The 25,490-nt window shown below is 38.7% G+C and carries 24 protein-coding genes; 5 read left to right on the top strand and 19 right to left on the bottom strand.

The genetic code is table 11. The features are described 5' to 3' along the window. Positions 1 to 162: 162 nt before the first annotated feature. The gene (locus KPC_RS01190) at positions 163 to 1,494 is read right to left on the bottom strand and encodes an aspartate aminotransferase family protein (protein ID WP_121972631.1); all 1,332 of its coding nucleotides are present in this window, start codon (positions 1,492 to 1,494) and stop codon (positions 163 to 165) included. A gap of 95 nt (positions 1,495 to 1,589) precedes the next feature. Between KPC_RS01190 and KPC_RS01185 the strand changes: the two genes are divergently transcribed. Next, on the top strand, positions 1,590 to 2,510 hold the full coding sequence (locus KPC_RS01185) for a LysR family transcriptional regulator (protein ID WP_121972630.1): 921 nt from the start codon (positions 1,590 to 1,592) through the stop codon (positions 2,508 to 2,510). A 184-nt stretch (positions 2,511 to 2,694) separates the two neighbouring features. Here KPC_RS01185 and KPC_RS01180 read toward each other — a convergent pair whose 3' ends face one another. The 3 genes from KPC_RS01180 to KPC_RS01170 form a co-directional block, all read right to left on the bottom strand. Next, entirely contained in the window at positions 2,695 to 3,930 is a 1,236-nt protein-coding gene (locus KPC_RS01180) for an MFS transporter (protein ID WP_121972629.1), read from the bottom strand. A gap of 17 nt (positions 3,931 to 3,947) precedes the next feature. Further along, positions 3,948 to 4,817: an amidohydrolase family protein gene (locus KPC_RS01175; RefSeq protein WP_121972628.1), complete on the bottom strand. Its 870-nt coding sequence runs from the start codon at positions 4,815 to 4,817 to the stop codon at positions 3,948 to 3,950. Positions 4,818 to 5,301: 484 nt separating this feature from the next. Next, on the bottom strand, positions 5,302 to 8,229 hold the full coding sequence (locus KPC_RS01170; RefSeq protein ID WP_121972627.1) for a heavy metal translocating P-type ATPase: 2,928 nt from the start codon (positions 8,227 to 8,229) through the stop codon (positions 5,302 to 5,304). A gap of 83 nt (positions 8,230 to 8,312) precedes the next feature. On the opposite strand from KPC_RS01170, the gene KPC_RS01165 reads away from it, so the two are divergent. The 4 genes from KPC_RS01165 to KPC_RS01150 all read left to right on the top strand — a co-directional run bounded on the left by KPC_RS01165 (position 8,313) and on the right by KPC_RS01150 (position 12,404). Beyond that, positions 8,313 to 8,690 carry a MerR family transcriptional regulator gene (locus KPC_RS01165; protein WP_121972626.1) on the top strand — a complete coding sequence of 126 codons (378 nt, stop codon included), beginning with the start codon at positions 8,313 to 8,315 and terminating at the stop codon, positions 8,688 to 8,690. Positions 8,691 to 8,736: 46 nt separating this feature from the next. Continuing rightward, positions 8,737 to 9,342, top strand: a complete 606-nt coding sequence (locus tag KPC_RS01160) for a 5-formyltetrahydrofolate cyclo-ligase (protein WP_121972625.1) — start codon at positions 8,737 to 8,739, stop codon at positions 9,340 to 9,342. A gap of 135 nt (positions 9,343 to 9,477) precedes the next feature. Next, positions 9,478 to 11,904 (top strand): endopeptidase La, encoded by a 2,427-nt coding sequence (gene lon, locus KPC_RS01155; protein ID WP_121972624.1) that lies wholly within the window; start codon positions 9,478 to 9,480, stop codon positions 11,902 to 11,904. A 125-nt stretch (positions 11,905 to 12,029) separates the two neighbouring features. Next, positions 12,030 to 12,404 (top strand): VOC family protein, encoded by a 375-nt coding sequence (locus KPC_RS01150; RefSeq protein ID WP_121972623.1) that lies wholly within the window; start codon positions 12,030 to 12,032, stop codon positions 12,402 to 12,404. Positions 12,405 to 12,749: 345 nt separating this feature from the next. Here KPC_RS01150 and miaE read toward each other — a convergent pair whose 3' ends face one another. The 15 genes from miaE to KPC_RS01080 all read right to left on the bottom strand — a co-directional run bounded on the left by miaE (position 12,750) and on the right by KPC_RS01080 (position 25,414). Continuing rightward, a complete protein-coding gene (gene miaE / locus KPC_RS01145) occupies positions 12,750 to 13,406 on the bottom strand; it encodes a tRNA-(ms[2]io[6]A)-hydroxylase (RefSeq protein WP_121972622.1) in 657 nt (218 codons plus the stop codon). 3 nt (positions 13,407 to 13,409) lie between these two features. Next, a complete protein-coding gene (pdxJ, locus tag KPC_RS01140; RefSeq protein ID WP_121972621.1) occupies positions 13,410 to 14,135 on the bottom strand; it encodes a pyridoxine 5'-phosphate synthase in 726 nt (241 codons plus the stop codon). A gap of 14 nt (positions 14,136 to 14,149) precedes the next feature. Then, entirely contained in the window at positions 14,150 to 14,860 is a 711-nt protein-coding gene (gene recO / locus KPC_RS01135) for a DNA repair protein RecO (protein ID WP_121972620.1), read from the bottom strand. A gap of 12 nt (positions 14,861 to 14,872) precedes the next feature. Then, complete coding sequence (locus KPC_RS01130; RefSeq protein WP_121972619.1) at positions 14,873 to 15,076, bottom strand: NF038104 family lipoprotein; 204 nt, start codon at positions 15,074 to 15,076, stop codon at positions 14,873 to 14,875. A 21-nt stretch (positions 15,077 to 15,097) separates the two neighbouring features. Further along, positions 15,098 to 16,150: a GTPase Era gene (gene era / locus KPC_RS01125; RefSeq protein ID WP_407641965.1), complete on the bottom strand. Its 1,053-nt coding sequence runs from the start codon at positions 16,148 to 16,150 to the stop codon at positions 15,098 to 15,100. Positions 16,151 to 16,161: 11 nt separating this feature from the next. Beyond that, positions 16,162 to 16,854 (bottom strand): ribonuclease III, encoded by a 693-nt coding sequence (gene rnc / locus KPC_RS01120; protein ID WP_121972617.1) that lies wholly within the window; start codon positions 16,852 to 16,854, stop codon positions 16,162 to 16,164. Then, positions 16,826 to 17,200 carry a DUF4845 domain-containing protein gene (locus tag KPC_RS01115; protein WP_121972616.1) on the bottom strand — a complete coding sequence of 125 codons (375 nt, stop codon included), beginning with the start codon at positions 17,198 to 17,200 and terminating at the stop codon, positions 16,826 to 16,828. Before KPC_RS01115 ends, rnc begins: the two co-directional genes overlap by 29 nt. A gap of 33 nt (positions 17,201 to 17,233) precedes the next feature. Continuing rightward, entirely contained in the window at positions 17,234 to 18,085 is an 852-nt protein-coding gene (lepB, locus tag KPC_RS01110; protein ID WP_121972615.1) for a signal peptidase I, read from the bottom strand. Between the two features lie 22 nt (positions 18,086 to 18,107). Beyond that, positions 18,108 to 19,925, bottom strand: a complete 1,818-nt coding sequence (lepA, locus tag KPC_RS01105) for a translation elongation factor 4 (protein WP_121972614.1) — start codon at positions 19,923 to 19,925, stop codon at positions 18,108 to 18,110. Positions 19,926 to 20,131: 206 nt separating this feature from the next. Continuing rightward, positions 20,132 to 21,409: a TonB-dependent receptor domain-containing protein gene (locus KPC_RS20695; protein WP_228212110.1), complete on the bottom strand. Its 1,278-nt coding sequence runs from the start codon at positions 21,407 to 21,409 to the stop codon at positions 20,132 to 20,134. Then, positions 21,328 to 22,719, bottom strand: a complete 1,392-nt coding sequence (locus KPC_RS20690; protein WP_228212108.1) for a TonB-dependent receptor — start codon at positions 22,717 to 22,719, stop codon at positions 21,328 to 21,330. The genes KPC_RS20695 and KPC_RS20690 overlap by 82 nt, the downstream gene beginning before the upstream one ends. 84 nt (positions 22,720 to 22,803) lie before the next feature. Further along, positions 22,804 to 23,244, bottom strand: a complete 441-nt coding sequence (locus KPC_RS01095) for a YbaN family protein (protein ID WP_121972613.1) — start codon at positions 23,242 to 23,244, stop codon at positions 22,804 to 22,806. Positions 23,245 to 23,254: 10 nt separating this feature from the next. Further along, positions 23,255 to 23,836 (bottom strand): biliverdin-producing heme oxygenase, encoded by a 582-nt coding sequence (locus KPC_RS01090; protein ID WP_121972612.1) that lies wholly within the window; start codon positions 23,834 to 23,836, stop codon positions 23,255 to 23,257. Positions 23,837 to 23,900: 64 nt separating this feature from the next. Further along, positions 23,901 to 24,875, bottom strand: a complete 975-nt coding sequence (locus KPC_RS01085; protein WP_121972611.1) for a FecR domain-containing protein — start codon at positions 24,873 to 24,875, stop codon at positions 23,901 to 23,903. A 53-nt stretch (positions 24,876 to 24,928) separates the two neighbouring features. After that, on the bottom strand, positions 24,929 to 25,414 hold the full coding sequence (locus KPC_RS01080; protein WP_121972610.1) for a sigma-70 family RNA polymerase sigma factor: 486 nt from the start codon (positions 25,412 to 25,414) through the stop codon (positions 24,929 to 24,931). Positions 25,415 to 25,490: the final 76 nt, after the last annotated feature.

Below are 25,490 nucleotides of genomic sequence, written 5' to 3'. Positions count from 1 at the left end.
AACATTTAAAACAGTTCTATAAAAAGAATAGTTCATCAGATATTCACTATTCTTTTTTAAGTTATAAATATCAACTGATGTATATGAAGTGAAGTTCGCCTTGTTTTATGTTTTGCCATTCATTTTCAATAGAGGCTATTGATATAAATCAGCATCAATACCTTAATCCAGTTGATATAAATGTTCTCCTACTGCGTTCATTAAGCGATCCAGATCTTGTGCACTGGCATTAAACATTGGCCCAAACTGCAATGTATCAGCACCAAAACGTACATAAAAACCTGCTTTCCATAGTTTCATCCCCGTTTCAAAAGCACGAATGGATGTATCTCCATCTCTTGCAGCCAGTTGTATCGCTCCGATCAAGCCACAATTGCGAATATCCAGAATATGAGGTATTCCTTTCAACTGGTGTATCTTGTCTTCAAACTGGGGAATCAACGCCTGAACTTGCCCCATAACATCTCTCTGTTCAAGTACATTCAGCGTAGCCAGACCTGCAGCGCATGCGACAGGATGCGCCGAATAAGTATAGCCGTGCGTAAATTCAACCAGATGTTCAGCAATATCCTGCTGCATAAAAGTCTGGTAAATTTCCTCGCTTGCAACTACCCCTCCCAGAGGAATAGCGCCATTGGTGACCTGTTTTGCAAAATTTAAAAGGTCTGGTTTCACATCAAAATACTCTGAAGCTGTCCATGTCCCCATCCGGCCAAATGCCGTAATCACTTCATCAAAAATCAACAGGATATTATGTTGATCACAGATTTCACGTAGTCGTTTGAGATAACCTTTTGGCGGTACAATTGCCCCTGCCGAACCAGAAACAGGCTCTACAATGACCGCTGCAATATTAGAGGCATCATGTAGTTCGATCAGCTTTAACATTTCATCAGCAAGCGCTACGCCACCTGTCTCGGCCATCCCTTTAGTAAACACTTGATCTTTTTGTAAGGTATGTGGCAAATGATCAACATTCATCAAGTCGCCGTACATTTTACGATTGCCACCTATTCCGCCTAAACTTGTGCCACCAATATTGACGCCATGATAAGCACGTGCTCTACCAATCAATTTTGTTTTTGTCGGTTGACCTTTAATGCGCCAATATGCCTTTGCCATTTTTAAAGCTGTATCCGCAGCTTCCGAACCGGAATCAGTAAAAAAAACATGATTCAATCCTGCTGGCATATGTTGAATAATTTTTTCAGCCAGTTGAAAAGAGAGTGGATGGGCAAACTGGAAAGCAGGAGAGTAATCGAGTTTTTCCAATTGTTTTGCAACACTTGATTGTATTTCAGGTAGGCAATGCCCAAGCCCACAGGTCCATAACCCTGATAAGGAATCATACACCTGTCGCCCATCTGCATCGACCAGCCACTGATCTTTTGCAGAAACAATCATTCTTGGATCTTTATGGAAATTCCGATTGGAGGAAAATGGCATCCAGTGTGCCTGCAAATTTAAATGATCTATTCCTTGTGTATTTATCATACCGATCTCCTTATTCTGTTCAGGAGTTTACAAAACAACTTTAGGTTTGATAAATTCAAATTAACTTATCTTTAGATTTAAAAAAACTCACCTAAATGAAAACAAAAAAATTGAATCAAGTGACTGATTTTGATATTAAATTATTAAAAATATTCAAAACAGTATCTGAAACAGGAAGTTTCACCGCTGCCGAGAGTTTATTAGGTATTAGCCGATCAGCAATCAGCCTACACATGAGCGATCTGGAAAAACGTCTAGGTGTACGTCTGTGTCAACGTGGTCGTGCAGGTTTTTCACTCACGCATGAAGGGCAGGAAATTTTAAACTATACAGATACCTTGATCGCTTCTATTGAAGATTTTCGTTTAAAAGTCAATCAGATTCATAAAAAACTAAAAGGTGATCTAAATATAGGCATCATCAATAATCTGGTCACTATGCCTAAATCTTACATCACACATACGTTAAAACAGCTCACACAGGAAAGCTCAGAGGTACAAGTTAATATTAGTATGAGCACCCTTGCCGATATCGAATGTAAAGTCATGGATGGTCGCTTACATTTGGGTGCAATCCCCTTAGTGACCCCTCTTTCCGGTCTAGACTATTTTGATTTATATGCGGAGCAATCATTTTTATATTGTGGTAAAGATCATCCTTTATTTGAAAAAGAACTCGAGTTATCGCATTCAGATCTGCATGAATGGAATGCTGTTATGCCAAGTTATACCTTGAGTCCCAAAGCACTACAGCTTTATCAAAACTTAAACTGTACTGCGACTGCAAGTGACCGTGAAGGCATTGCATTTTTAATTCTGACAGGGAATTTTATCGGTTTTTTACCAGATCATTATGCAAAGAAATGGGTTGAAAACAGCGATATGAAACCATTATTTATTGAGTCTTTTCATTATGATACACGCATATGTCTGGTGACCAGCAAAGGGAAAAAGCGTAATATGATTGTTGAATCTTTTTTTGAAAAAATTACCGATATTATTACTCAAAATAAATAGTCGTTCGATCATGGAAATTGTACGTCCATAGCTTGATACGACTTATCTATCAGGATCTGTTGATATTTCAAATTGGTTACGAAACTTGAAAAATGACCTCGCCATTCTCTACATTTCGCAACCAGTCCGTTCAATTTAGCAGGCAACACAATATAGTTATAATATGTCAGCAGCCCTTAATATTTTACGATTGATTTTGGAACAAATCACGCCCTTTGGTTTCAGGTAAAAACAGCGTAATCACAATCACCACAAAATATGCTCCACCAGCAAACACACCAATTGCCCAGCCCAAACCATTATTTTGTGCTAAAAATCCAACAAGTGTCGGGAATAATGCACCAATACCACGACCAAAATTATAGGCAAAACCCTGCCCATTTGCGCGTAGCTCATTTGGAAATAATTCAGTTAAGTATGCACCTAAACCACTAAATATTCCTGATGCCGCAAAACCAAGTGGAAATCCAAGTAACAACATTAATTCATTGGTCAGTTGAAACTGGGTATAAAAATAAACACTTAAACAGGATAAAACAGAAAAGATAAGCAGATTTGCTTTGCGCCCGAACTTATCGGTCATATATGCGCCTGTGATATACCCAACGAATGACCCAAAAATAATTACCCCAAGATAACCTCCTGTATTCAATACAGAAAGACCTCTTTCAGTCTTGAGATAAGTCGGTAACCATGTCGTGATTGCATAATAACCACCTTGGACACCTGTACACAAAATAGCAGTTAACAGGGTGTTTTTTACCAATCGAGGTGAAAAGATTTCCCAAAAACTGACTTTTGTAGTGCCAGCTGCCTGTTTAGTCTGTTTAAAAACCTCTGGTTCAGGAACATGCTTACGTATAAATAAAATCAGTAATGCAGGAAATACACCGATCCAGAACAATGTACGCCATGCAATTTCAGGTGGAAAAACAGTAAAAGCAATGGTATACAAAATGGCAGCTACCCCCCACCCTATAGCCCAACCACTTTGTACAGTACCCACGGCTTTACCACGATGCTGTGAACGGACAATTTCTCCCATCAGAACTGAACCAACAGCCCATTCACCACCAAAACCTAATCCCTGTAATGCTCGCAAGATAAAAATCTGTTCAAAATTCTGTGCAAAACCAATCAGTACTGTACAAACCGAAAACCATAAAATAGTGTATTGGAGTATTTTTACCCTGCCGTATTTATCCGCCAGAATGCCTGCTCCCCAGCCACCAATTGCAGAAAATAATAACGTTACTGTACCAAGCATTCCTGCCTGACTTTTATCTATGCCCCACAGTGTGATCAACGTTGAAATAACAAATGTAAATACCATGAAATCCAAAGCATCTATTGCCCATCCACCAAATGCACCAATAAATGTTTTTTTTTCAGTTTTGTTCAATTCCCTAAACCAAAGCATTTTCCTTCTCCCTATTCTTAGGTCATTGCTGGAAATCCATAAAGCTTTTGTGGATTATCAACGAGTACCTTTTTACGGTCTTGTTCCGTTGGTAGCCAAAGTTCTAACTGATTTAATAGAGCCCCCGTATCCGGCATTTGAGTAAGTGCGACATGTGGCCAGTCACTCCCCCATACACATTGTTCAGGTGCTGTCTGATACAACTTTCTTGCCCATTGATTGACATCCATAAAATTTGGAAAATTATCACCGATACGATAAGCACCTGACAGTTTGACCCACCAGCCATGCTCTTCCATCAAGTGTGTCAAACCTTTCATTGCAGGACTTTCAAGTCCTGAGGAGACAGGGGTATGTCCCATATGATCAACCACCCCGATGACAGGTAATTTTTGTAATCTGGGCATAAGTTCTGGAATATCAGCCGCATCCATTAAAAACTGCATATGCCAGCCAAAACTTTTGATTTTATCTGCCAATCGTTCCATCGCTGCAAAACCAATGCCACCACCAAATAACACATTAATTCGAAGCCCTCTTACCCCTAATTGGTGCATCCGTTCCAGTTCATTTTCTGAAATATCGGCATCAACTACAGCTATACCTCTAAGCTGGTCTGGATGGCGTGATAGCACTTCAAGCATATACCGGTTATCCGTGCCATAAACACTGATTTGAACCAGCACTCCACGTGACATTCCTGTCTGTTTCAGCATTTTGAAATAATCTTGTTCGGTCGCAGGACGTGGGGTATAACTTCTCGTATCGACCATGGGATATTGTTCAATATCTTCAGCAACTACATGCGCATGAGTGTCACATGCTCCTTCAGGAACCAGAAAATTGATTTTCTGAAAATGTTCCAAAGGCGATAAACAGTAATCCATCTTCTCTTCGTCGCTCCTTGTCTATGATTCAGGTGGTGAAAATACCTAAATCGATATCTTATTTAGATAAGTTTTATTTCTATTCAATTCATCAATGAAATATTACATTCACGTTATAGCATGTTGCATGCAATAAAGATAACCAAAAAACAATCAAAGTGCCACACTAATTTTAATGGAACAATAAATTAAATATTCGTCTTATTTTTATCTGAATAAATCTTGATTTTTATAAAGCCAACAACTACAGCTATCGATGATTCAGGGTGCTTGTAATAAACAGTCTTTTGAAGAGAGGATATAATGAAAACCAGACTTTTAAATAAACTGAATCTTGATTCTATTAATGAGATTTTTCTTTGCATCTGTTTGATCTTTCTCGACACTCTCTATGTACTTAATGTCAATCTTATAACTATGGCAGATTTTATCAATAAACATCTGCCATAGCCTGAGAATTAGTAGCAATTAAGCATTTACCACATCAGGAACGATTCAAACGGAGTGCATTAAGTACTACGGATAATGAACTTAAAGACATCGCCACCGCAGCAAACATCGGTGTGAGCAGAATACCTAAAACAGGATAAAAAATACCTGCTGCCACTGGTACACCTAATCCATTATAGATAAATGAAAAACCTAAATTCTGTTTCATGTTTTTCACACCCTGTCTTGCCATATGTAAAGCATCAGCTACACCACGAATATCACCTTTGACCAAAGTAACCTGTGCTGTCTGTTTAGCAATATCTGTACCTGTACCCATAGCAATCCCCACATTAGCCTGAGCGAGTGCTGGTGCATCATTGATCCCGTCACCTGCCATCGCTACAACTTTGCCCTGAGCTTGATATTTCTGAACAATACTTAGCTTTTCAGTCGGATCACAATTACCATATACCTGCTGAATTCCAAGCTCGTCAGCAACCAGTTGAGCATTTTGCTCATGATCACCTGTTGCCATAACGACTTCTATACCATCAGCATGTAGCTGATCAATTACTTGCCTGGCATTGGCTTTAATTGCATCTTTAATCGCAATATAAGCAAGGACTTCATGCTCATTTGCCAGAAAACTAAGCGCATTTCCCTGTGAGCGTAACTGATCAATTTTGTGTGAGTGATCTGCATCTATTTTCAGTCCCAAATTATCCAATAACTTTTGGCTCCCCACATAAAGCATTTGATTTTGAAGACGTCCTTTAACGCCAAAGCCAGTTACATCTTCAAAATCCTGAGCCGCCAATAATTGTTCTGGAGATACTAATCTTGTTAATGTTTCCGCAATCGGATGGGTTGAATATTGCTCAACAGATGCAATCCATAGTTCAGCGTGGCTTTGATCCAGATTTGAAGATAAGACCTCGATTTTGGATACACCTGGTTTACCTTCTGTCAAAGTACCCGTTTTATCGACGACAACCACATCCACCTTACTTAATGCTTCTATCGCCTCTGCATCTTTAAACAACACACCTTTTTGTGCTGCTCTACCCGTCGTTGCCATAACAGACATAGGTGTCGCCAAACCTAGTGCACATGGACAGGCAATAATCAGGACGGAAACAGCACACATTAATGCCAAATCAAAACTCGCTCCAAAGAACATCCAGGCAATAAAAGTGATTACACTAATCCCCAATACAATCATGACAAAGTATTTAGCCACGACATCAGCCATTTTTTGTAAAGGCGCTTTTGAACGTTGGGCATCAGCAACGACCTGTATCATTTTTGCCAAAGTTGTATTTGTGCCTACAGCAGTGGTCTGGATACGAATTGAACCTTGCTGGTTGACTGTTCCTCCGATGACTTTATCATTCACCTCTTTTTTAACTGCTGCAGGTTCTCCAGTCATCATGGATTCATCGACATAGGTTTTCCCCTCAATGACAATACCATCTAAAGGGATTTGCTCACCTGATGAAATCTGTAATATCTCTCCCTCTTTAACATCACTAATTTCAACTTCTACAACTTGACCATCTTCAATTCGTTTTGCCGTGTTTGGTTGCAATTTTAAAAGTGCACGTAATGAATCTGCCGTTTTCGAGCGTGCTTTCAATTCCATGATTTGACCAAGCAAACTCAAAGATACGATCATACATGCCGCTTCAAAATACACTGCAACACCATGTCCTGTTTTAGCTTGAACAGGAACTAGGGATGGAAATACTGTTGCAACAACACTATAAATAAATGCAGCCAGTATCCCGACACCAATCAGGCTCCACATATTCAGATGCCAGGTTTTATACGAAATCCAGCAACGTTGTAAAAAAGGCAGACCCGCCCAAAGTACAACAGGAATAGATAAGACCAGTTCAATCCATGGTTGAATATGTGGAGAAATAAAGGCATGAATATGAGAGCCCATAGCTAAAACAAAAACAATCAAAGTCAGCGGTAGGGTTTTCCAAAAACGATTTGAAAAATCGACCAATTCCGGGTTTGGTCCCTCATCTAAACTCGGTTGCATCGGCTCTAAAGCCATACCACAGATCGGACATGTCCCTGGACCTTTTTGCACGATTTCGGGATCCATCGGACAGGTAAACAAAACATCATCCATCCCCTCAGGTACAGCCCGCTGATCATGTGGAATCAGGTATGGCTCTGGGTCATTTTGAAACTTGTACAAACATGATGGATTACAAAAATAATAGGTTTTCCCCTCATAATCGGTTTTTAAATCTGTACTGGTATCAACTGACATCCCACAAACAGGGTCTATTGCTGTATGTGTCTGATGATGCGCATGTTGTGAATGGTCATGGTGGCTGTGTTCATGTCCTCCACAACAACCTGAAGTTTTGACTTCAACTTTTTTGTCACTACCACAACATGAAGACTTAACTTCTGTTTTGATATATTGAGCTGGATTGGTGTTAAATTTATTTTGACAATTTTCAGAACAAAAATAATAGTTTTTATCCTGATAAACACTGTGATATTGGGAATCCGTTTTAACCTGCATACCACAAACAGGATCAGTCACTGTTTCCACTGTATTTGCTTTAGAATTGGTGGTCACTGGCATAAATATAGCCGCATCATTTAAATATTTATGAGAATGATGACCGGTGTTTTTCCCACCGCAACAATGCGCTTTCTCATCTTTTTTAAAATGATGTAAATCCTGGGCTGAACCGGAATCCTTTGGGCTTTCTTTATGTTTGGAACAGCCACATCCCTCTGAAATTTGAGTCTTTTCCTGTAAGAAGGATTGTGGATTTTGTTCAAATTTCTGCTTACAACCCTGACAGCAAAAAAGGTATTTCTTTTCTTTATATTCTGAAAAATGTGTCGAATCTTCAGACACGCTCATACCGCACACCGGATCATTTTTCACCAATGTTAATGTAGAACCATGCCCAGAACAGCAAGAAGTTTTTTGTTGCCCACTCATGAGATTCCCCTATTTTCTTATTCAATTATGATAGGATAAAGTCTGTACCTGAGTACAGAGTCAAGTCTTTTTGTGAGGTTTATATGCTAACCATTGGAAAACTTGCCAAACAATGCCATCTCAATGTGGAAACCATTCGTTATTATCAACGGATCGGCTTAATGCGAATTCCGGAAACAACAGCAAATTACCGCTATTACAACGATCAAGATATTGAAACATTGAGCTTTATCCAAAAAGCCAAAGATGCCGGATTACAACTCAGCGAAATTCAGGAACTGCTTCATTTAGAGCTGGATGATCGTGAAAAAGTACGTCATGTCATCGAACAACGTCTGGAAAAAATTGATCAACGTATTCGTGAATTACAATCTTTAAAAGTTCGTTTAAGTACATGGATTGATGAATGCAAAACCACTACAGATACCTGCTGCCCGATTTTAAAAGCACTCAAACAATAAAATAGGAACAATCTGTATTTAACATCCATTTATAGAAAGCTTTGATATGAAAATTTCCAAACAAAGTCATGAATTACGTAAACAACTCAGAAAAAAGCGTAGGAATATTTCTCGTTTTCAACAAAAACAAACAGAACAAATCATCTGGTCAAAACTGATCCATTCTTCAAAATTTATTCATTCTCATAAAATTGGCATATATCTCGATGCTTTTGGAGAGGTACAGACAAACAAAATCATTGAATATTGTTTTAGCCATCACAAACAAGTCTATTTACCCATGATTTGTAACATGAATAACAAACTGGTGTGGGTAAAAATCACGCAACATCAGTATCGTAGTAAACGTTTCTCCTATCATCGATTGGGGATGCTCGAACCTATGGCAAGTCGTGGCTTTAATGTCAATCATCTTGACTTATTAATCATGCCATTACTGGCATGTGACACCTCTGGCACCCGAATGGGAATGGGTGGCGGTTTTTATGATCGTACTTTGGCAACGGCTTTAACTAAACCATTCCGTTTAGGGCTGGCACATGATTTTCAGTTATTGCATGAAAATTTAATTCGAAATAAATGGGATCAAGCTTTGGATGCTTTACTGATTCCTCATCATTTCTACATTTTTAAGCGTCAAATGAGTCAATAATGGAAAATTTGAACATTTAACAATCATACACTTACGAAAAATTAAACATTTTATGATGTGAAGCCCTTGTAATTTTCCAAATACCCATCACTATAATTTTCATGGCAACACCGTTGTCACTCATTAGGAGTGCCCATGTCTGAAATTATTATGAATGAAAAAACCTTAGAGCCTCAGGTTCCAAGTGTATTACCACTATTAGCGCTACGTGATGTTGTGGTTTATCCACACATGCAAATTGCGTTATTTGTGGGTCGTGAAAAATCGATCAATGCAGTTGATGTGGCTCGTAACAGTGACAATTTAGTATTTGTAGTTGCACAAAAAGATTCTCTTACAGAAGAAATTGATCACGACAACCTTTATCAATACGGTACTGTCGCGAAGATTGTGCAAGTTGTGAATCACGAAAATGATGAAAACTGTATAAAAGTCCTTATCGAAGGCTTGCACCGTTCGAAACTCGAAAAAATCATCGATAATGGTGAATATTTGACGGCTGAACACAAGCTTAGCCCTATGACTGTATCTTTAGACAAGGATACTAAAGACACACGTGTGCAAGAATTACGTGCCTTGTTCTCTCAATATGCAGAAGCAAAACTACGTAATGCCCGTGAATTGATCGCAGCAGCAAATAAAATTGATGATTTATTACAATTAGTTTTCTTTGTTGCGACCCGGGTTCCATTAAATATTGATATTAAACAAAAGTTCCTGGAACATGATGAGTTTGAAGCACATTTACAAGAACTCATGACCTATTTGTTGCAACAGTCAGAAGAGCAACAAATTGAACAGACCTTACATGATTCTGTAAAACGTCAAATGGAAAAAAATCAACGCGAATACTTCTTGAATGAAAAAATGAAGGTTATTCAGCGTGAACTTTCCGACATGAATGGCGGTGCTGAAGACGACGTTGCTGAGATTGAAAAACGTCTTTCAGAAGCTGATTTACCAGAACATGTACGTAAAAAAGCTGAAGCTGAATTCCGTAAGCTCAAAGCGATGCAACCTGCATCTAGTGAAGCGGCTGTGGTTCGTAACTATTTAGAGGTGATTTTAGATACACCTTGGAACAAAGCGAGCAAAGTCAGCATCAATTTGGCAAAAGCTCAGGAAATCCTTGATTCTGACCATTATGGTTTAGATGAGGTCAAAGAACGTATTGTTGAATATCTGGCTGTTCAATCTCGTGTGAAAAAACTTAAAGGCCCTATCCTCTGCCTGGTTGGACCTCCGGGTGTAGGTAAAACCTCTTTAGGTGAATCCATTGCCAAAGCTACAGGTCGTGAATTTGTTCGCATGGCTTTAGGTGGTGTACGTGATGAAGCAGAAATCCGTGGACACCGTCGTACGTATATCGGTGCGATGCCAGGTAAAATTGTGCAGTCATTAACAAAAGTCGGTGTGAAGAACCCATTGTTCCTACTCGATGAAATTGACAAGATGGCACAAGATTACCGTGGTGATCCAGCTTCCGCTTTACTTGAAGTACTTGATCCATCACAAAACAACAAGTTTAACGATCACTATCTTGATCTTGATCTTGACTTGTCTGAAGTGATGTTTATCTGTACCGCGAACAGCATGAACATTCCAGAAGCCTTGCTTGACCGTATGGAAGTGATTCGTCTACCAGGTTATACCGAAGATGAAAAAGTCAATATTGCAGAGCGTTACCTTGTTCCTAAAGCAATCAAGAACAATGGTTTACGTGCCAAAGAATTGACTGTTCATGAAGAAGCGATTCGCGACATTGTTCGTCGTTATACTCGTGAAGCTGGTGTACGTAGCCTTGAACGTGAGGTTTCTAAAATTGCACGTAAGGTTGTAAAAGAATCTGTAAGTAAGAAAGCTAAAAATCTGCATGTGGATGTAACGGCTGAAAACCTACCAGAATATCTAGGCGTACATAAGTTTGACTATGGTATGGCTGAAACAGAAGCGCAAGTAGGTCGTGTCAATGGCTTGGCTTGGACTTCAGTTGGTGGCGAATTGCTAACCATTGAAGTTGCGGCTGTAAAAGGTAAAGGCAAATTCATTACCACAGGTTCGCTTGGTGATGTAATGAAAGAGTCTATTACTACTGCCATGACTGTAGTTCGTACGCGTGCAGATGAACTGGGTATAGAAGCTTCTCGTTTTGAAGAAACTGATGTACACGTTCACTTGCCAGAAGGTGCAACACCAAAAGATGGTCCATCTGCTGGTCTTGCCTTGACTACTGCACTTGTATCCGCTTTCACTGGCATTGCGATTCGCCCTGACATTGCCATGACAGGTGAAACCAGTCTGAGTGGTCGTGCAATGCGTATCGGCGGTTTGAAAGAAAAACTGTTAGCAGCGCATCGTGGTGGTGTAAAACTGGTATTTATTCCACAAGAAAACGTACGTGACTTGACTGAAATCCCTCAAAATGTGAAGGATGGTCTGGAAATTAAAGCAGTGAAAAGTATTGATGATATTTTACCACTTGCTTTGGTTGAAGCACCTAAGCCATTGGTTAAAGCGCCAATCGTCAAAGCAGTTGATGAAGGAAAAGCTGCACGCCATTAATTAAAAAGTAAAAAAAGAGGACTTCGGTTCTCTTTTTTTATATTGAAACGATTAAATAACAAACAATTTCATCATTCAGATTTAATATATAAATATAAAAATTTAAGCTTTTAAAAGGCTCAAAAATGATTAATCCAGCATGTTGGTTTGAAATCTATGTCAATGATATAGATAGAGCTAAAAAGTTTTATCAAACAGTTTTTAATACAACATTAACTCGGCTCGATACACCAGATTCATCTATGCAAATGTGGGTATTCTCTTCAGATATGCAAAGGTATGGTGCAACAGGGACTCTGGTTCAGATGCAAGGCATACAAGCCGGTGGCAATAGTACAGTTGTTTATTTTACGAGTGATGACTGTGCAATTGAAGCTGCCAGAATCGAACAGGCTAATGGAAAAATCCACATGCCTAAAACCTCTATTGGAGAATATGGCAACATTGTTTTAGGTATTGATACTGAAGGGAATATCTTCGGAATTCACTCTATGGCTTAGTATTTTCAATGGAAAAATGTTTTGAAAACTGATTGAAAATCCATCAATAATCCCTATATAAGTATAAGATTATCGCTGTATGTTTTATTTCAAGCGGTCATCTATATCTCCAGATGGATGATCGTTACCGCGCAGCCCTTTTTCTCATTTTGGGGCTGCGTTTTTTTGTATGATCCAAATCAATAACTCATCCATTTATGATCAAAAAACATACCCGTTCTGAATAACCCGTTTTTCTCAAGTTATTGAATAATTTTCCATTTTATACATCTAATGTCTTAATCCCACCATCCTTGCCATGCTTATCCAAAAATAAAAATCCTCTATATTAGAGGATTTTAAAATTTAAGCAGCAACAGTCTCTGGTATCCCACTATGAAAACGGAAAGTCTTGTCAGGCGTTAAAATCAGATTTTTTTCAACCTCACGGATATGCTCAATGCGACTTTGTATATCTTCTTCCGGGTCTTTGAGTTTCGCAGTTTTAGCCACATCTAAAGCAAGTGCCAGATAATCCTCATAATGGCGTGATTCAGATTTTAACAGATACCGATAATAACGCCCTAGCTCATCATCTACCAATGGTGCAAGCGAGTAAAAACGCTCACATGAACGTGCCTCTACAAATGCACCAATCACCAATACATCAATCAATGCCTCAGGTTCATAGGTACGTATTTCTTTACGTAATCCTCCTGCATAGCGTCCCGCGCTTAGACCTTGCCATGCCTGACCACGCTTTGCCATAAACTCAAGGACTTGCTCATAGTGCAACATTTCTTCACGTACCAATTGTGCAAGCTTGACCTGTAAATCCGTAAAAAAACTATAACGGAACATCAGGTTCATGGCTGTACCAGCGGCTTTTTTTTCACAGTTGGCATGGTCTTGCATTAAAATTTCAAGATTATTCACAGCCTCATCAAGCCATGCTTTCGGTGTCTCACACCCCAAAAATGCTATAACGGGCTTCATTAAAGCATCATAATCAATATTTGACATAAACTATCTCGCAGCTTTTATAGCGGCCTTCATTTCACGTACAGCTTGTGCCAATCCCACAAAAATACTATCCGCAATAATAGAATGACCAATGTTAAGTTCATTAATTTGAGGAATAGCTGCGATTACTTGAACATTATCAAGGTTTAAACCATGTCCAGCATTCACTACAAGTCCTTTGCTTGCAGCATATTCAGCGCCTTTTACAATGCGCTCTAATTCTTGTTGTTGTTCTAATTCATTTGTTGCGTCAGCATAACGCCCAGTATGCAATTCAATTGTTGGAGCACCACACGCAATTGCGGCATCAATCTGTGCAAAATCAGCATCAATAAATAAAGAAACATCCACACCAATCGCATTCAATTCCTGTGTTGCGGCTTTGACATGTTCAAAATGACCTACAACATCCAGACCACCTTCTGTAGTAAGCTCCTGACGATTTTCAGGTACGAAACAAACATGATGTGGTTTTACTTCTTTTGCAATAGCAACCATTTCATCAGTTACAGCCATTTCCAGATTCATTTTTGTTTTCAATACTGGGCGCATACGACGTACATCATCATCTTGAATATGACGGCGATCTTCGCGTAAGTGTAATGTAATCCCCTGTGCACCAGCTGCTTCACAAATCAACGCAGCATTTACAGGATCAGGATAAGTTGTACCACGAGCTTGTCTCAAAGTCGCCACATGGTCAATATTTACACCCAACAAAGCAGCCATAATGATGTCCTAAATTAAGATTTTGATTGAAAATTTTGAATCCACAGTTGACGACTTTTTAGAGGGCGATCCCCTAAAAGTGCTGAAATCATCTGACGATAGAGTTTCCCCAACAATTGTAACTGTTCCGGATTAAAATCCCTACCCTTTTCATAATTTCGCATGCTTTGAATCTGTGAGCCAACAAGTGTCGCTGATGATGTATGCGAAACAGGAATAAACCCATCTGAAAGTTGAAATTGGTATCTTTGTTGGGGTTGAATCAAATTTTGCATTGAATCATATTCATAATCCAATGGATATCCCAGCTCTTCGATTAAGGCGTGCTCAAACTGTCGCAAAATCTGCCTTAAAAAAATATTGGGTTCGGGGTGGTCAGCCAGTTTCTGTAAATGTTCAAGCGTAATATGATATTGCTCAAAGGTCTCAGGCATGCTTTCTTCTAGTGGACACAGTCTTAAAATGATTTCATTCAGATAAAATCCTGAAAAAAAAGCATCTCCATAGAAAAAAATAGGCTGATTCACAATTTCCAGTTTGGAGAAGTTTTTTAATTCTCCCTTACCAGAAGCTTGCAAACAGATAGGCTGATATTGAGGGGGTGGGGTTTGTCTCAAGATACCGTCAACACGACCATGCTCTTGTGTAAATAAGTGCACAATATGGCTACGTTCACGGTATTTTCGATGATGGATCAAATAACCATGCAGGACTTCATTACGCATGTTATTTCAAAATTATTCCTGATCTTTGTCCTTATCTTCTTTATTCTTATCTTTATCATCATCACCATCCGGGATAACGGCATCTACAACTGCAGCAGTTCCTTTTACCACACCTTTAGTCACACCATAGGCAGCCTTTACTGGAACTGTAACAATTTTCGTAATACAGCCTTGTAGCATAAAGACACATGCAAGAACGGTTAAAACTTTAATCATCACAGCTCACTTTTTTAAAGGTTAAATATCACTATATCCGAGGCTTTTCAGGGCACGTTCATCATCTGACCAACCACCTTTCACTTTCACCCAGAGTGTTAACATGATTTTCTGTTCAAACATTTTTTCCATATCCGTACGGGCATCCATACCGATACGTTTAAGCTTGGCACCCTTTTCACCAATCACAATGGCTTTTTGTCCAGTTCTTTCTACAAAGATGGTTGCATCAATGTAAGTACATGCAGGCTTTAGTTTACCTGTTTTTTCATTGATGGTTTCTTCTTCGGTTTTGAATGATTCAATTTGTACTGTCAGATCATATGGCAACTCTTCACCCAACTGACGCATAATTTTCTCGCGAATAATTTCACTTGCAAGAAAACGCTCTGAGCGGTCTGTGATTTGATCCATTGAATACAGTGGCGGTTGAAATGGTAAATATTTTTCAATCGATTCACGAAGATGATCCAGATTTGCGCCGCGAAGTGCTGAAACAGGAACAATTTCAACAAAATTCATAAGCTTGGTACGCTCTTTGATCAAAGGCAATAATGTCTTTTTATCTTCCAGCGTATCAATCTTATTGATCACCAAAACCACAGGCATTTCAGCATTTTTAAGCTTTTCAAGCACTAAATCATCGTTTTGAGTCCATTTCTGACCATCAACAACGAAGAGCACCAAATTGACATCACGAAGTGCAGAATGAGCTGCACGATTCATCATTTTATTGATCGCACGTACTTCTTTTTTGTGCATTCCAGGTGTATCTACAAATACTGCCTGAGATTTCTCACGCGTATCAATTCCAATAATTTTATGACGGGTTGTTTGAGGCTTACGTGAAGTAATCGATAGCTTTTGCCCCAACAAGTGATTCATTAACGTAGATTTACCTACATTTGGGCGTCCAACAATAGCAACAAACCCGCTTTTATAATCAGCAGGAATAGTTACACCTTGTGAACTAAAAAACTGATCAATGAGATCATTCCCCTGTTGCTCATTATTTTGTGTTTCAGAATCATGAGTTTCAGTGTTTTGATCAACATTGTTTTGATCATTTTGAATCGACATGAAGGTTATTGCTCCAATAACTTTAAAATTTCCGCCGCAACTGCCTGCTCGGCAAAACGGCGACTAGATCCCTCACCCATCATTTTCGGTAAGTCTTCTACTATACATTCTACTTTGAAATGCTGGTTTGGTGCATCACCCTGAATATCTACAACCTCATAATGTGGTAAGGGTTTTTTACGAGCTTGTAGATATTCCTGTAACCTGGATTTCGGATCTTTAAGTTGATCAGTAGGTTCTATATTTTCTAAATAAGGTTCATACCATTTTAGAACAATTTTTTGCAAAATGGTCAAATCAGAACAATCAACATAAACTGCACCAATAATGGCTTCTACAGTATCTGCCAATATTGATTCACGATGATGACCACCTGATTTCAGTTCACCCGTACTCAAAATTAAACTTTGACTGAGTTTTAAATCATTTGCAATTTTGCCTAAAGCTTCCTGACGAACCAGGGTCGCACGCATACGCGTCAAGCGACCTTCATTTTCATGAGGATAAGCATGATATAAATAATTTGCAATGATCATCCCCAACAATGAGTCACCTAAGAACTCTAGCCGCTCATAGTTGTATTTATGGCTCACCGATCGGTGTGTCAGCGCAAGTTGCAATAACTCAGGTTGTTTAAACTGATAACCGATGCGACTAGGTAAGCGAGGATCACTTACTTTTGACTGACCTTTGATCAAAACTTTTCTCGAATGTGAGGACTAAATCTATATTAAATAAGAAATACTTTCTTACTTCATAGTTTTTAGTCACTTTAAGACCTTTTTCCTTTGAAACTTTCACAATATCATTGACTTTTAAGTCTCTGATATTGTTCATTTCCAAACCTTGACTCATTTGAGTCATAAAGGTTGATGGTGTGATATCTTCCGGGGCTTCTTTTAAAAGCTCCTGAATCTTGGTATTTATCACACGATCATCCCAATAGGCAGGCCATATTGCCAATAAAAATTTGACAATTAAAATAAAGGCTACCATCCCCAATAAAAGAGTAAGGCGCGATGCGCCTTGCTGAAACTTCCACATTTTTATCACCCAAAGGTGGTTTATAATTTTTTATTAATTAATTTTACCATTACGGTCAAAAGAAGGTAAGTGCAAACCAGGTTCTTTATGCATCCAGATATAGACTGCATGACCTGTTAAATTTTCTTCAGGAACGAATCCCCAGAAACGACTATCTGAACTCTGATCCCGGTTATCGCCCATTGCAAAGTAATGTCCTGCCGGCACTTTTACTTCCCAATTTTGATTATGAGAAAGTGGATACATACGCTCAATACCCTGTACCAGTGCTTTAGCAGCTGGATCAGACTGCTCGGAATCGATTTCCTGAGTATTAAACTTATGCTCTCCTAAAGCAGAGTTATATTTTTTACCAGCCAAGTCAATTTCCTGCTCTTGACCATTTAAGTTCGCTTTCGCAGCAATCATTGTATTTGAAGCAAATGTACGTTCCTGTTTTTGACCATTGATAAACAAGACCCCATTTTCGAATTTAATTTCATCACCAGGTAATCCAATTATACGTTTGATATAACTGATTTTGGGATTTTCAGGATAACGAAATACAGCAACTTCCCCACGCTGTGGGTCACCTACATTAATAAACTTGGTATTGGTAATTGGTAAACGAACACCATACTGGTATTTATTAACCAAAATATAATCACCTGTTTTGAGTGTCGGCACCATTGACTCTGATGGGATATTAAATGGTTCAAATAAGAAAGAACGCAAGAACAGTACAACAGCTAAAACTGGCCAGAAATCATAAGCCCATGTGATTAAGAAATTTTCATTATTCCGTCCCTTCGTCACACGTTGTTTAAACACTAACTTATCAAGTAGCCACACAATAAAAAATATCAGTGTGACAGGTACCAGAATCAAATTAAAATCAAAATCCATGAGCTAGGAAACCTCTACCTTATTATCTTTCTACTTTCAATACAGCCAAGAACGCTTCTTGCGGGATCTCAACACTTCCCACTTGTTTCATACGTTTCTTACCTTCTTTTTGTTTCGCAAGCAATTTCTTCTTACGTGAAACATCACCACCATAACATTTTGCCAATACATTTTTACGCATGGCTTTCACTGTTGAACGCGCAATAATCTGGGCACCAATCGCTGCCTGAATTGCTACATCAAACATTTGACGTGGAATCAGGTCTTTCATTTTTTCAACCAGTGCGATACCTCGATGACGTGCGTCATTACGGTGACAGATCATTGCCAGCGCATCAACCTTTTCTCCATTAATTAACACATCAACTTTAACCAATGATGAACTTTCAAAGCGTACAAAGTTATAATCAAGTGATGCAAAACCACGTGAACATGATTTCAACTTATCAAAGAAATCCATCACGACCTCAGCCATTGGAATTTCAAAGGTTAAAGAAACCTGATTACCTAAAAATTTCATATCCTTTTGTACGCCACGGCGCTCAATACAAAGTGTCATGACGTTGCCCAGATATTCCTGAGGAACAAGAATATGACACTCGGCAATTGGCTCTCGCAAATCTTCAACCGTTGAACCATCTGGCATTTTTGATGGGCTATCGATGTATTTGGTTTCACCATTTTTCATCAATGCTTCATAAATCACAGTTGGTGCAGAACTGATCAGATCGAGATCATACTCACGCTCTAAACGCTCTTGTACGATTTCCATATGTAGCATTCCCAAGAAGCCACAGCGGAAACCGAAACCGAGAGCATCAGAGCTTTCAGGTTCAAAAAATAATGCTGAATCATTAATCTGTAGTTTGTGCAGTGCTTCACGAAATGGTTCAAAGTCACTTGCATCGATCGGGAATAATCCTGCATATACTTGAGGTTTTACCTTTTTGAACCCTGGTAAAGTTGCCACTTCTGGTGTTGATGCAAGTGTAATCGTATCCCCTACAGGCGCACCGAAAATGTCTTTAATTCCTGCGATCACAAAACCAACTTCACCAGCTTCTAACATATCAGTTTCTGTATGTTTTGGATTAAAGATACCAACCGATGTGATAATGTGAGTTTGCCCTGTAGATTTCACAAGCATTTTATCGCCTTTGCGCACACGACCTTGTTTGATACGCACAAGTGAAACAACACCGAGATAGTTATCAAACCAGGAATCTACAATAAGCGCTTGCAGTGGTGCCTCACGGTCACCCTCTGGTGGTGGAATCACATTTACCAGTGTTTCCAGTACACCATCAACGCCTAATCCTGTTTTTGCAGAACACGTTGGTGCGTGCGTGGCTTCAATTCCAATGATTTCTTCAATTTCATGAATGACACGTTCAGGTTCTGCCTGAGGTAAATCAATTTTGTTAAGAACTGGTAATACTTCTAGACCTTGCTCAATCGCTGTATAACAGTTTGCTACAGATTGTGCCTCTACACCCTGTGCAGCATCAACCACAAGCAACGCACCCTCACACGCAGCAAGAGAACGGGAAACCTCATAAGAAAAGTCTACGTGCCCAGGTGTATCAATAAAATTCAGTTGATATTCCTGCCCATTTGGATGGGTGTAGTACAATGTTACCGAAGCCGCCTTAATGGTAATACCACGTTCACGCTCCAGTTCCATGGAATCAAGTACTTGTGCCTGCATTTCACGGTCTTGCAAGCCCCCACACATCTGGATAAAACGGTCAGCCAGAGTCGACTTTCCATGGTCAATGTGAGCAATGATCGAAAAGTTACGAATGTTATTGATATTTACAGACTTTTTAGCAACTGCCATAAACTACTCTAAAAATATGTACACAATCATGTACTCTCAAAAATTAAAGTACGAATGACGTGTAAAAAGAATGTTCCGAAAACTTCCGCACAGTATAAGCAACCACAGGTTAAAAATATATAGGCTATTTTCAGGGAATTGAAAAATGCCGATTTGTAAAAAAGCCCAAATCTTATTTAAGACCTGGGCTTTTGAATTTAACTGCGTTAAAAGCGCATTTCAAATCCTGCCCGAATTGTCCTTCCCGGAATTGGCATGGCAATAACCGAGCCCGTATCAAAAGCATAGCGATTGGTAAGATTGTCCAGATTCAATGAAACATCCACATGAGAGTTAAGTTTATATTTAGCAAAGATATCTAGCAAAGTTTCTGAAGGCACATTAATCACTGCCCGACCACTTACACCTGTTCCCTCTAACCATCCTTTTGGCTTTTCCTTATATGAATGGTATTTAACGCGTGCACCTACGGTCAGATTCTGGTCAAATAAATACTTACCGACGGTAAAATTAAAGGTCTTACGTGGAGGAATACGGGTCGATATCAGACTCCATGCGTCACCAACTGTATTACACGATGAAGACTTGACTGGGCAAATCTCTGGTTTTTCATACAACATTCCACCGGCAGTCACAAAAAATGAAGGATGGTTATACAAGAAATCAAGTTCTAACCCTTTTAACAACACTCGATTATAGTTTGCAAATGTAAATGAATAAGGGTACCAAGCTTCAGGATCTGGTTTATATAGCATGACCTGTGATACATAATCTTGAGTATTGTTATGGAAATAATTCAAATTGAATTTGAATTGATCCTGTGCAGAAAATAGATGCTCAAAGTTCCCTACAAACCCAATCTCCTTGTTTTCGGCTTTCTCTGGATTTACAGGAAAATCAGGATCATAACTAAAAGTCTGTCCTGAAATAGTGGATTCAAACAAACTTGGGGTACGGTATGTATTTGAGATTTTGGTGTAAGCATCAATATTAGGATGGATTTTATATTTTAAACCTGCAATCCAATCCAGTTTTGCGTCAAACTTTCGGGTCGAATCGTCTGAATAGTCTTTAACTTTGGCTTGATGCCATTTTCCACCTAAATTAAAGTTCCATTTTGCAAACTCAAGTGAGCTGTTTAAAAACACGGATGCTTCTGAGCGTTCACCATTTCTAGAAACTTCATTTTTATAATAATTTTGTGGTTTTACACGCTGCTCATCATATGTAGCACCATAATGCAAACTTAATGGCAGCATACTGAATTTGCTGGTATTTTCAACATTAAATCCTATCCGGTCATCTTGGTAACTAATCAGATATTGATCAGCAAATTTCCCCATTCCACTTGCTAAACCATTACGCTGATTGAGCTTTGCATCCGTCTTCCAAAACCCCAGATCTAAATTAACCCATGCATTATTTTTAGGATGATAATGATAACTGGTACTATACGAATTAACAGCAGCTTTGCCCCCCCCCATTGAGGCATTGCTTCACGACCATCTGGAGCATACCATGCAGCACTCCCTGTTCCATCATCAGGATAGTGCTTATACCAATATGCGGCCATGACCTCGCCTGCATGTTGTATATGTCTGCGAAAATTGGCTTCTATTCTTTGCTCATCAGTCAAGTTTATACCGAATTTAACAATTCCTGAGTCAGACTCATAACTGGTATTTACAACTTCTTGCCCTGTATTTACGACAGCAACATCAGCATCTAGTTTTTTATACCTTTCATAGCCATTTTTCCCTGCGAAATAATTGCCTACTGAACGTTTACTATATGCTGTAACAATATCAAATAAATCTGTCTTGTAGGCAAATGCAACTGTTCCTGAACCATTATTAAAATGGCTCTGGCTTAACCGATCAGTCAGAAGATAATGTTCCTGCTCTTCTGCACGGGTCGATATTTTTGGCGTTTTATTGTTGTTATAAATACTGCCTTTTATAAGCATACCTGCCTGTTTGTCAGGCAACAGAACATCATCCACACCAATAGTTCTGACCTTTACCAATCCCCCTATTCCACCTACAGCAAATTTGTCGGTCGAAGCACCCTTTTCAATGCTAATTTTACTAACCAGATCCATGTCAATATAAGTACGGTCACTTTCCCCCTGATACCCTCGAAAAGTATGAGTAGATTGCAAGCTCCCATCAATCACTACAGGTACCCGTCCCTCTCCTTGTACGCCCCGAATACCAATATCTATAGCTCCAGCTTCATTCCGGATACTGTTTAATTGCACACCAGTGACATCTGAAAAAACATCGCCATTTCCAGTTCCTCGAAAACGTTGAATATGTTCAGAATCCAGCTGAATGGTGTTGGGCTGTAACCGGTTCTTCTGAGCAGTTACAACAATTTTTTGCAGTCGGGGTACTTCTTCAGATTCAGGAGGTAACATCAAGTCCTTAGCCCCGGATAAGTCTGATTGTTTTAGCTGAACTTCCTTTGGAACAAGAATATAAGTCTCTCCCCTTTTTCCGATATTAAAAGGGGTATCTCTCAAGATCTGTTTAAAACCCTGTTCAACACTATAACGACCTTTTAACCCCTGACTATTTAAATTTTTCAATATAACGGGGTCATAACTTAAAACTACACCTGACTGAGCGGCAAATGTTGAAAGTACATACCCCAACCGACTTTCAGCGATCTGATAATACTTTGACTCATCGTGTGTATTGTTTCGTTCAAAAGTTTGAGAAACATTTGCAAAAACACTTCCCACGCATAATGCCTGGATCATAAAGGTAAGTGTTTGTTTCTTGAAATTCATAGCTGCAACTCATAATAGTAAATGATTTTCATTTTCAATTACTATTACCAGTTTACTTTCTATTAGCTGACAAAAAAAGCAAAATTATTTGGAACGTGTCCAAATCCAGATGAATACGATGAATAAAACAATAACCAAAGCTATTTTAAAGTGTGGGTGTAATGCCGATAAATAAATGAATAATGACGCCATCAGCATACTCAAGCTCATGAATATTTTTCTGGATTTAGACACTCCCCCGATATTTCTCCATCCTTTTAATAAAGGAGAAAATAAACGATGTGAATACAACCAGTGATGTAATCTAAAGGAACCTTTTGAGGCACAAAATGCTGCCAAGACCAGAAAATCAACGGTTGGTATCCCTGGTAAAATAATGCCGATAATAGCCAAAATAATAAAAATGATTGCAAGAGTAATAAATAAAACACGCATCCATACTGATGTATGTAACTTAGTTTGACTAAATAAAAGGGATGCTGAGACATCCCTTGTATGGCCTTGTTCTGAATCTTTGATTTTCATTTAAGTCGCATCAGACCGATGCAGCAAATTTATCAAGCAATTCAGCAAAACGCTTGAATCCTTGTTTTGCACCTTGAATCACTAAGTCTCGTTGTTCTTTGTTTAAATCTGCCTGATCAATTTCGGAAATAAAACGTTTCCATACTTTTGCTCGCCCTTCAGGATAAGCTGCCAAATTTCGTGCTGCAAATTCTGCGGAAAGTCCTAATTCATTTTGAGCTTGCTTAAATAAAAATGCAGCACCTAAAGTTGCGCCTTCAGAAACATAGATCCATCCAATCGCTTCCGGATAACTTACATGCCGTGTAGCTAAATCCTGATGTTCAGCACACACATTCAAATCTTGTAAATCTAATGCTGCGGCAGCAGAACGACCACGAATATCCAGATCAGAGATTAATTTGATAATGTCATCATTTTCAAATAAGTATTCTATATCCTTTTGAAAATGATACTGTGCCAAAATAAATTTTGCATACTGCTGACGGCTATCAAAAACCTGTGCTCTTGCCATCAGTTGATGCATATGCTCATGATCTGCCGCTGTTTCCTGCTTTAAACGCATTGCCAAGCTGTTTTCAAAGGATGTCATTTGTCTTCTCATTTCAACTGTTTAATTTAATTACCAGTAGAAAACCTAAAAACTGACATTTTTTTTAATTTTTTCTTTCAGACTTTTCATCTTTTTTAATATGAACGATCCGATCGGAAAGATAAGAATCGAATTGAATAGGATAACTCAATGCCAATGCCTTTCCTAAAGCATGTAAATCATTTACAGGGTACGAACCTGATACTTTAAGCTGTCTTAGCTCTGATTGTATGTGAACGTGTCCATGATGATAACGTCCAACTTCAGTCAGCAATGATTCAAGTGTCAGTTCATCAGCCATAATGACACCATTTTTCCAGGTATATGTATTACTGTTTAATGGCTGTTTGGGCTCAAAATGATCTGCATCAAAACAAATTTGTTCGCCTTGATTAAGCATTGTATATTTTTGATTCTGTTTTAATGTAATTTTAACTGCACTTTCAATTACTGCAACACAGGTATGATTCTGTTTGTTTTTTAAATGCTGTACGTTAAATACTGTCCCTAATGCCAGCATGTCTGCATCTGAGGTAGAAACTGTAAATGGTCGATAAAGATGCTGAAACTCATGACCAGTTTTCACCTGAATTTCACCATAATGTAAAATGAGCTGACGTTGTGTAGCGGAATATTTTTGATCAAATGCTGTTTGGGTATTTATATCGATATGAGTTCCATCTTCTAACTCAATATGCTTTGACTCTCCAACTTTTGTTGAATAATCAGAAAAATAATAGTCTTTCCAGTCTGATGTCCATAATGCTCCCATTGCAAAGCACATAAAAAAAGCCAAAATAAATTTGCTTGCCATATTGATTCGGGCAGCTGAATGACTCTTTTGCAGAATATGATAGCCTTGTTCTGGGAAATGGCCGAGATGTTGTAAAAATAACTCAGCTTTATGCCATGCCTGAGCATGTAATACACTTTTTTTTCGCCACTCATCAAAATGTTGTCTTTCTTTATCTGTCAATGGCGCACTTTGCATTTTGACGATCCATTCAGCTGCCTCGTCAAAAATTTGATTATTTTTCATATACTCATTTATTTTGCTGACAAGATATCCGATTTATTCAATGTCAACATTCCTTATTCAATTACACTCAAACATCGCGACAATACACTGACTAAATCTCGCATTACAGTCCGTGTAGAAACACCTAAACGCTCAGCAATTTGCTGTTGCGTCAACCCCTCCAGTTGAGACCAAATAAACGTTTGTCTTTGTCGGTCTGAAAGCTGGTTTAACAATTGACTGATCAAGCATAACGACTCTATCGCCTGTAATTTTTGTTCTGGGGTAATCTCATAGCGACCAGCATGTATCTGTAAAGTTTCCAGATAAGCTTTCTCAATTTCACGGCGCTGATACCAATTGACCAGAACTCCTCTAGCAACAGTAGTTAATATGGCTCGAGGCTGTTCAAAGTGCAAATGCTCCTTACGTTTTAAAATACGTAAGAAAGTATCCTGTGCCAAATCGGCTGCATCTTCTGAGTTACTTAGACGACGCTTTAACCATTGGTATAACCAGGAGTGATGTTCTCGATATAGATGATGTATGGGATCTGTCATGCTTTAAATGAAAAATATTATCATTTGCATTATTCTAACAAATAAAATATGAAATGAAAGCTCAAAAGAGCTATTC

The organism is Acinetobacter stercoris, assembly GCF_900323515.1.
GTDB lineage: Bacteria > Pseudomonadota > Gammaproteobacteria > Pseudomonadales > Moraxellaceae > Acinetobacter > Acinetobacter stercoris.
This window is presented reverse-complemented; position numbering and strand designations above follow the sequence as displayed.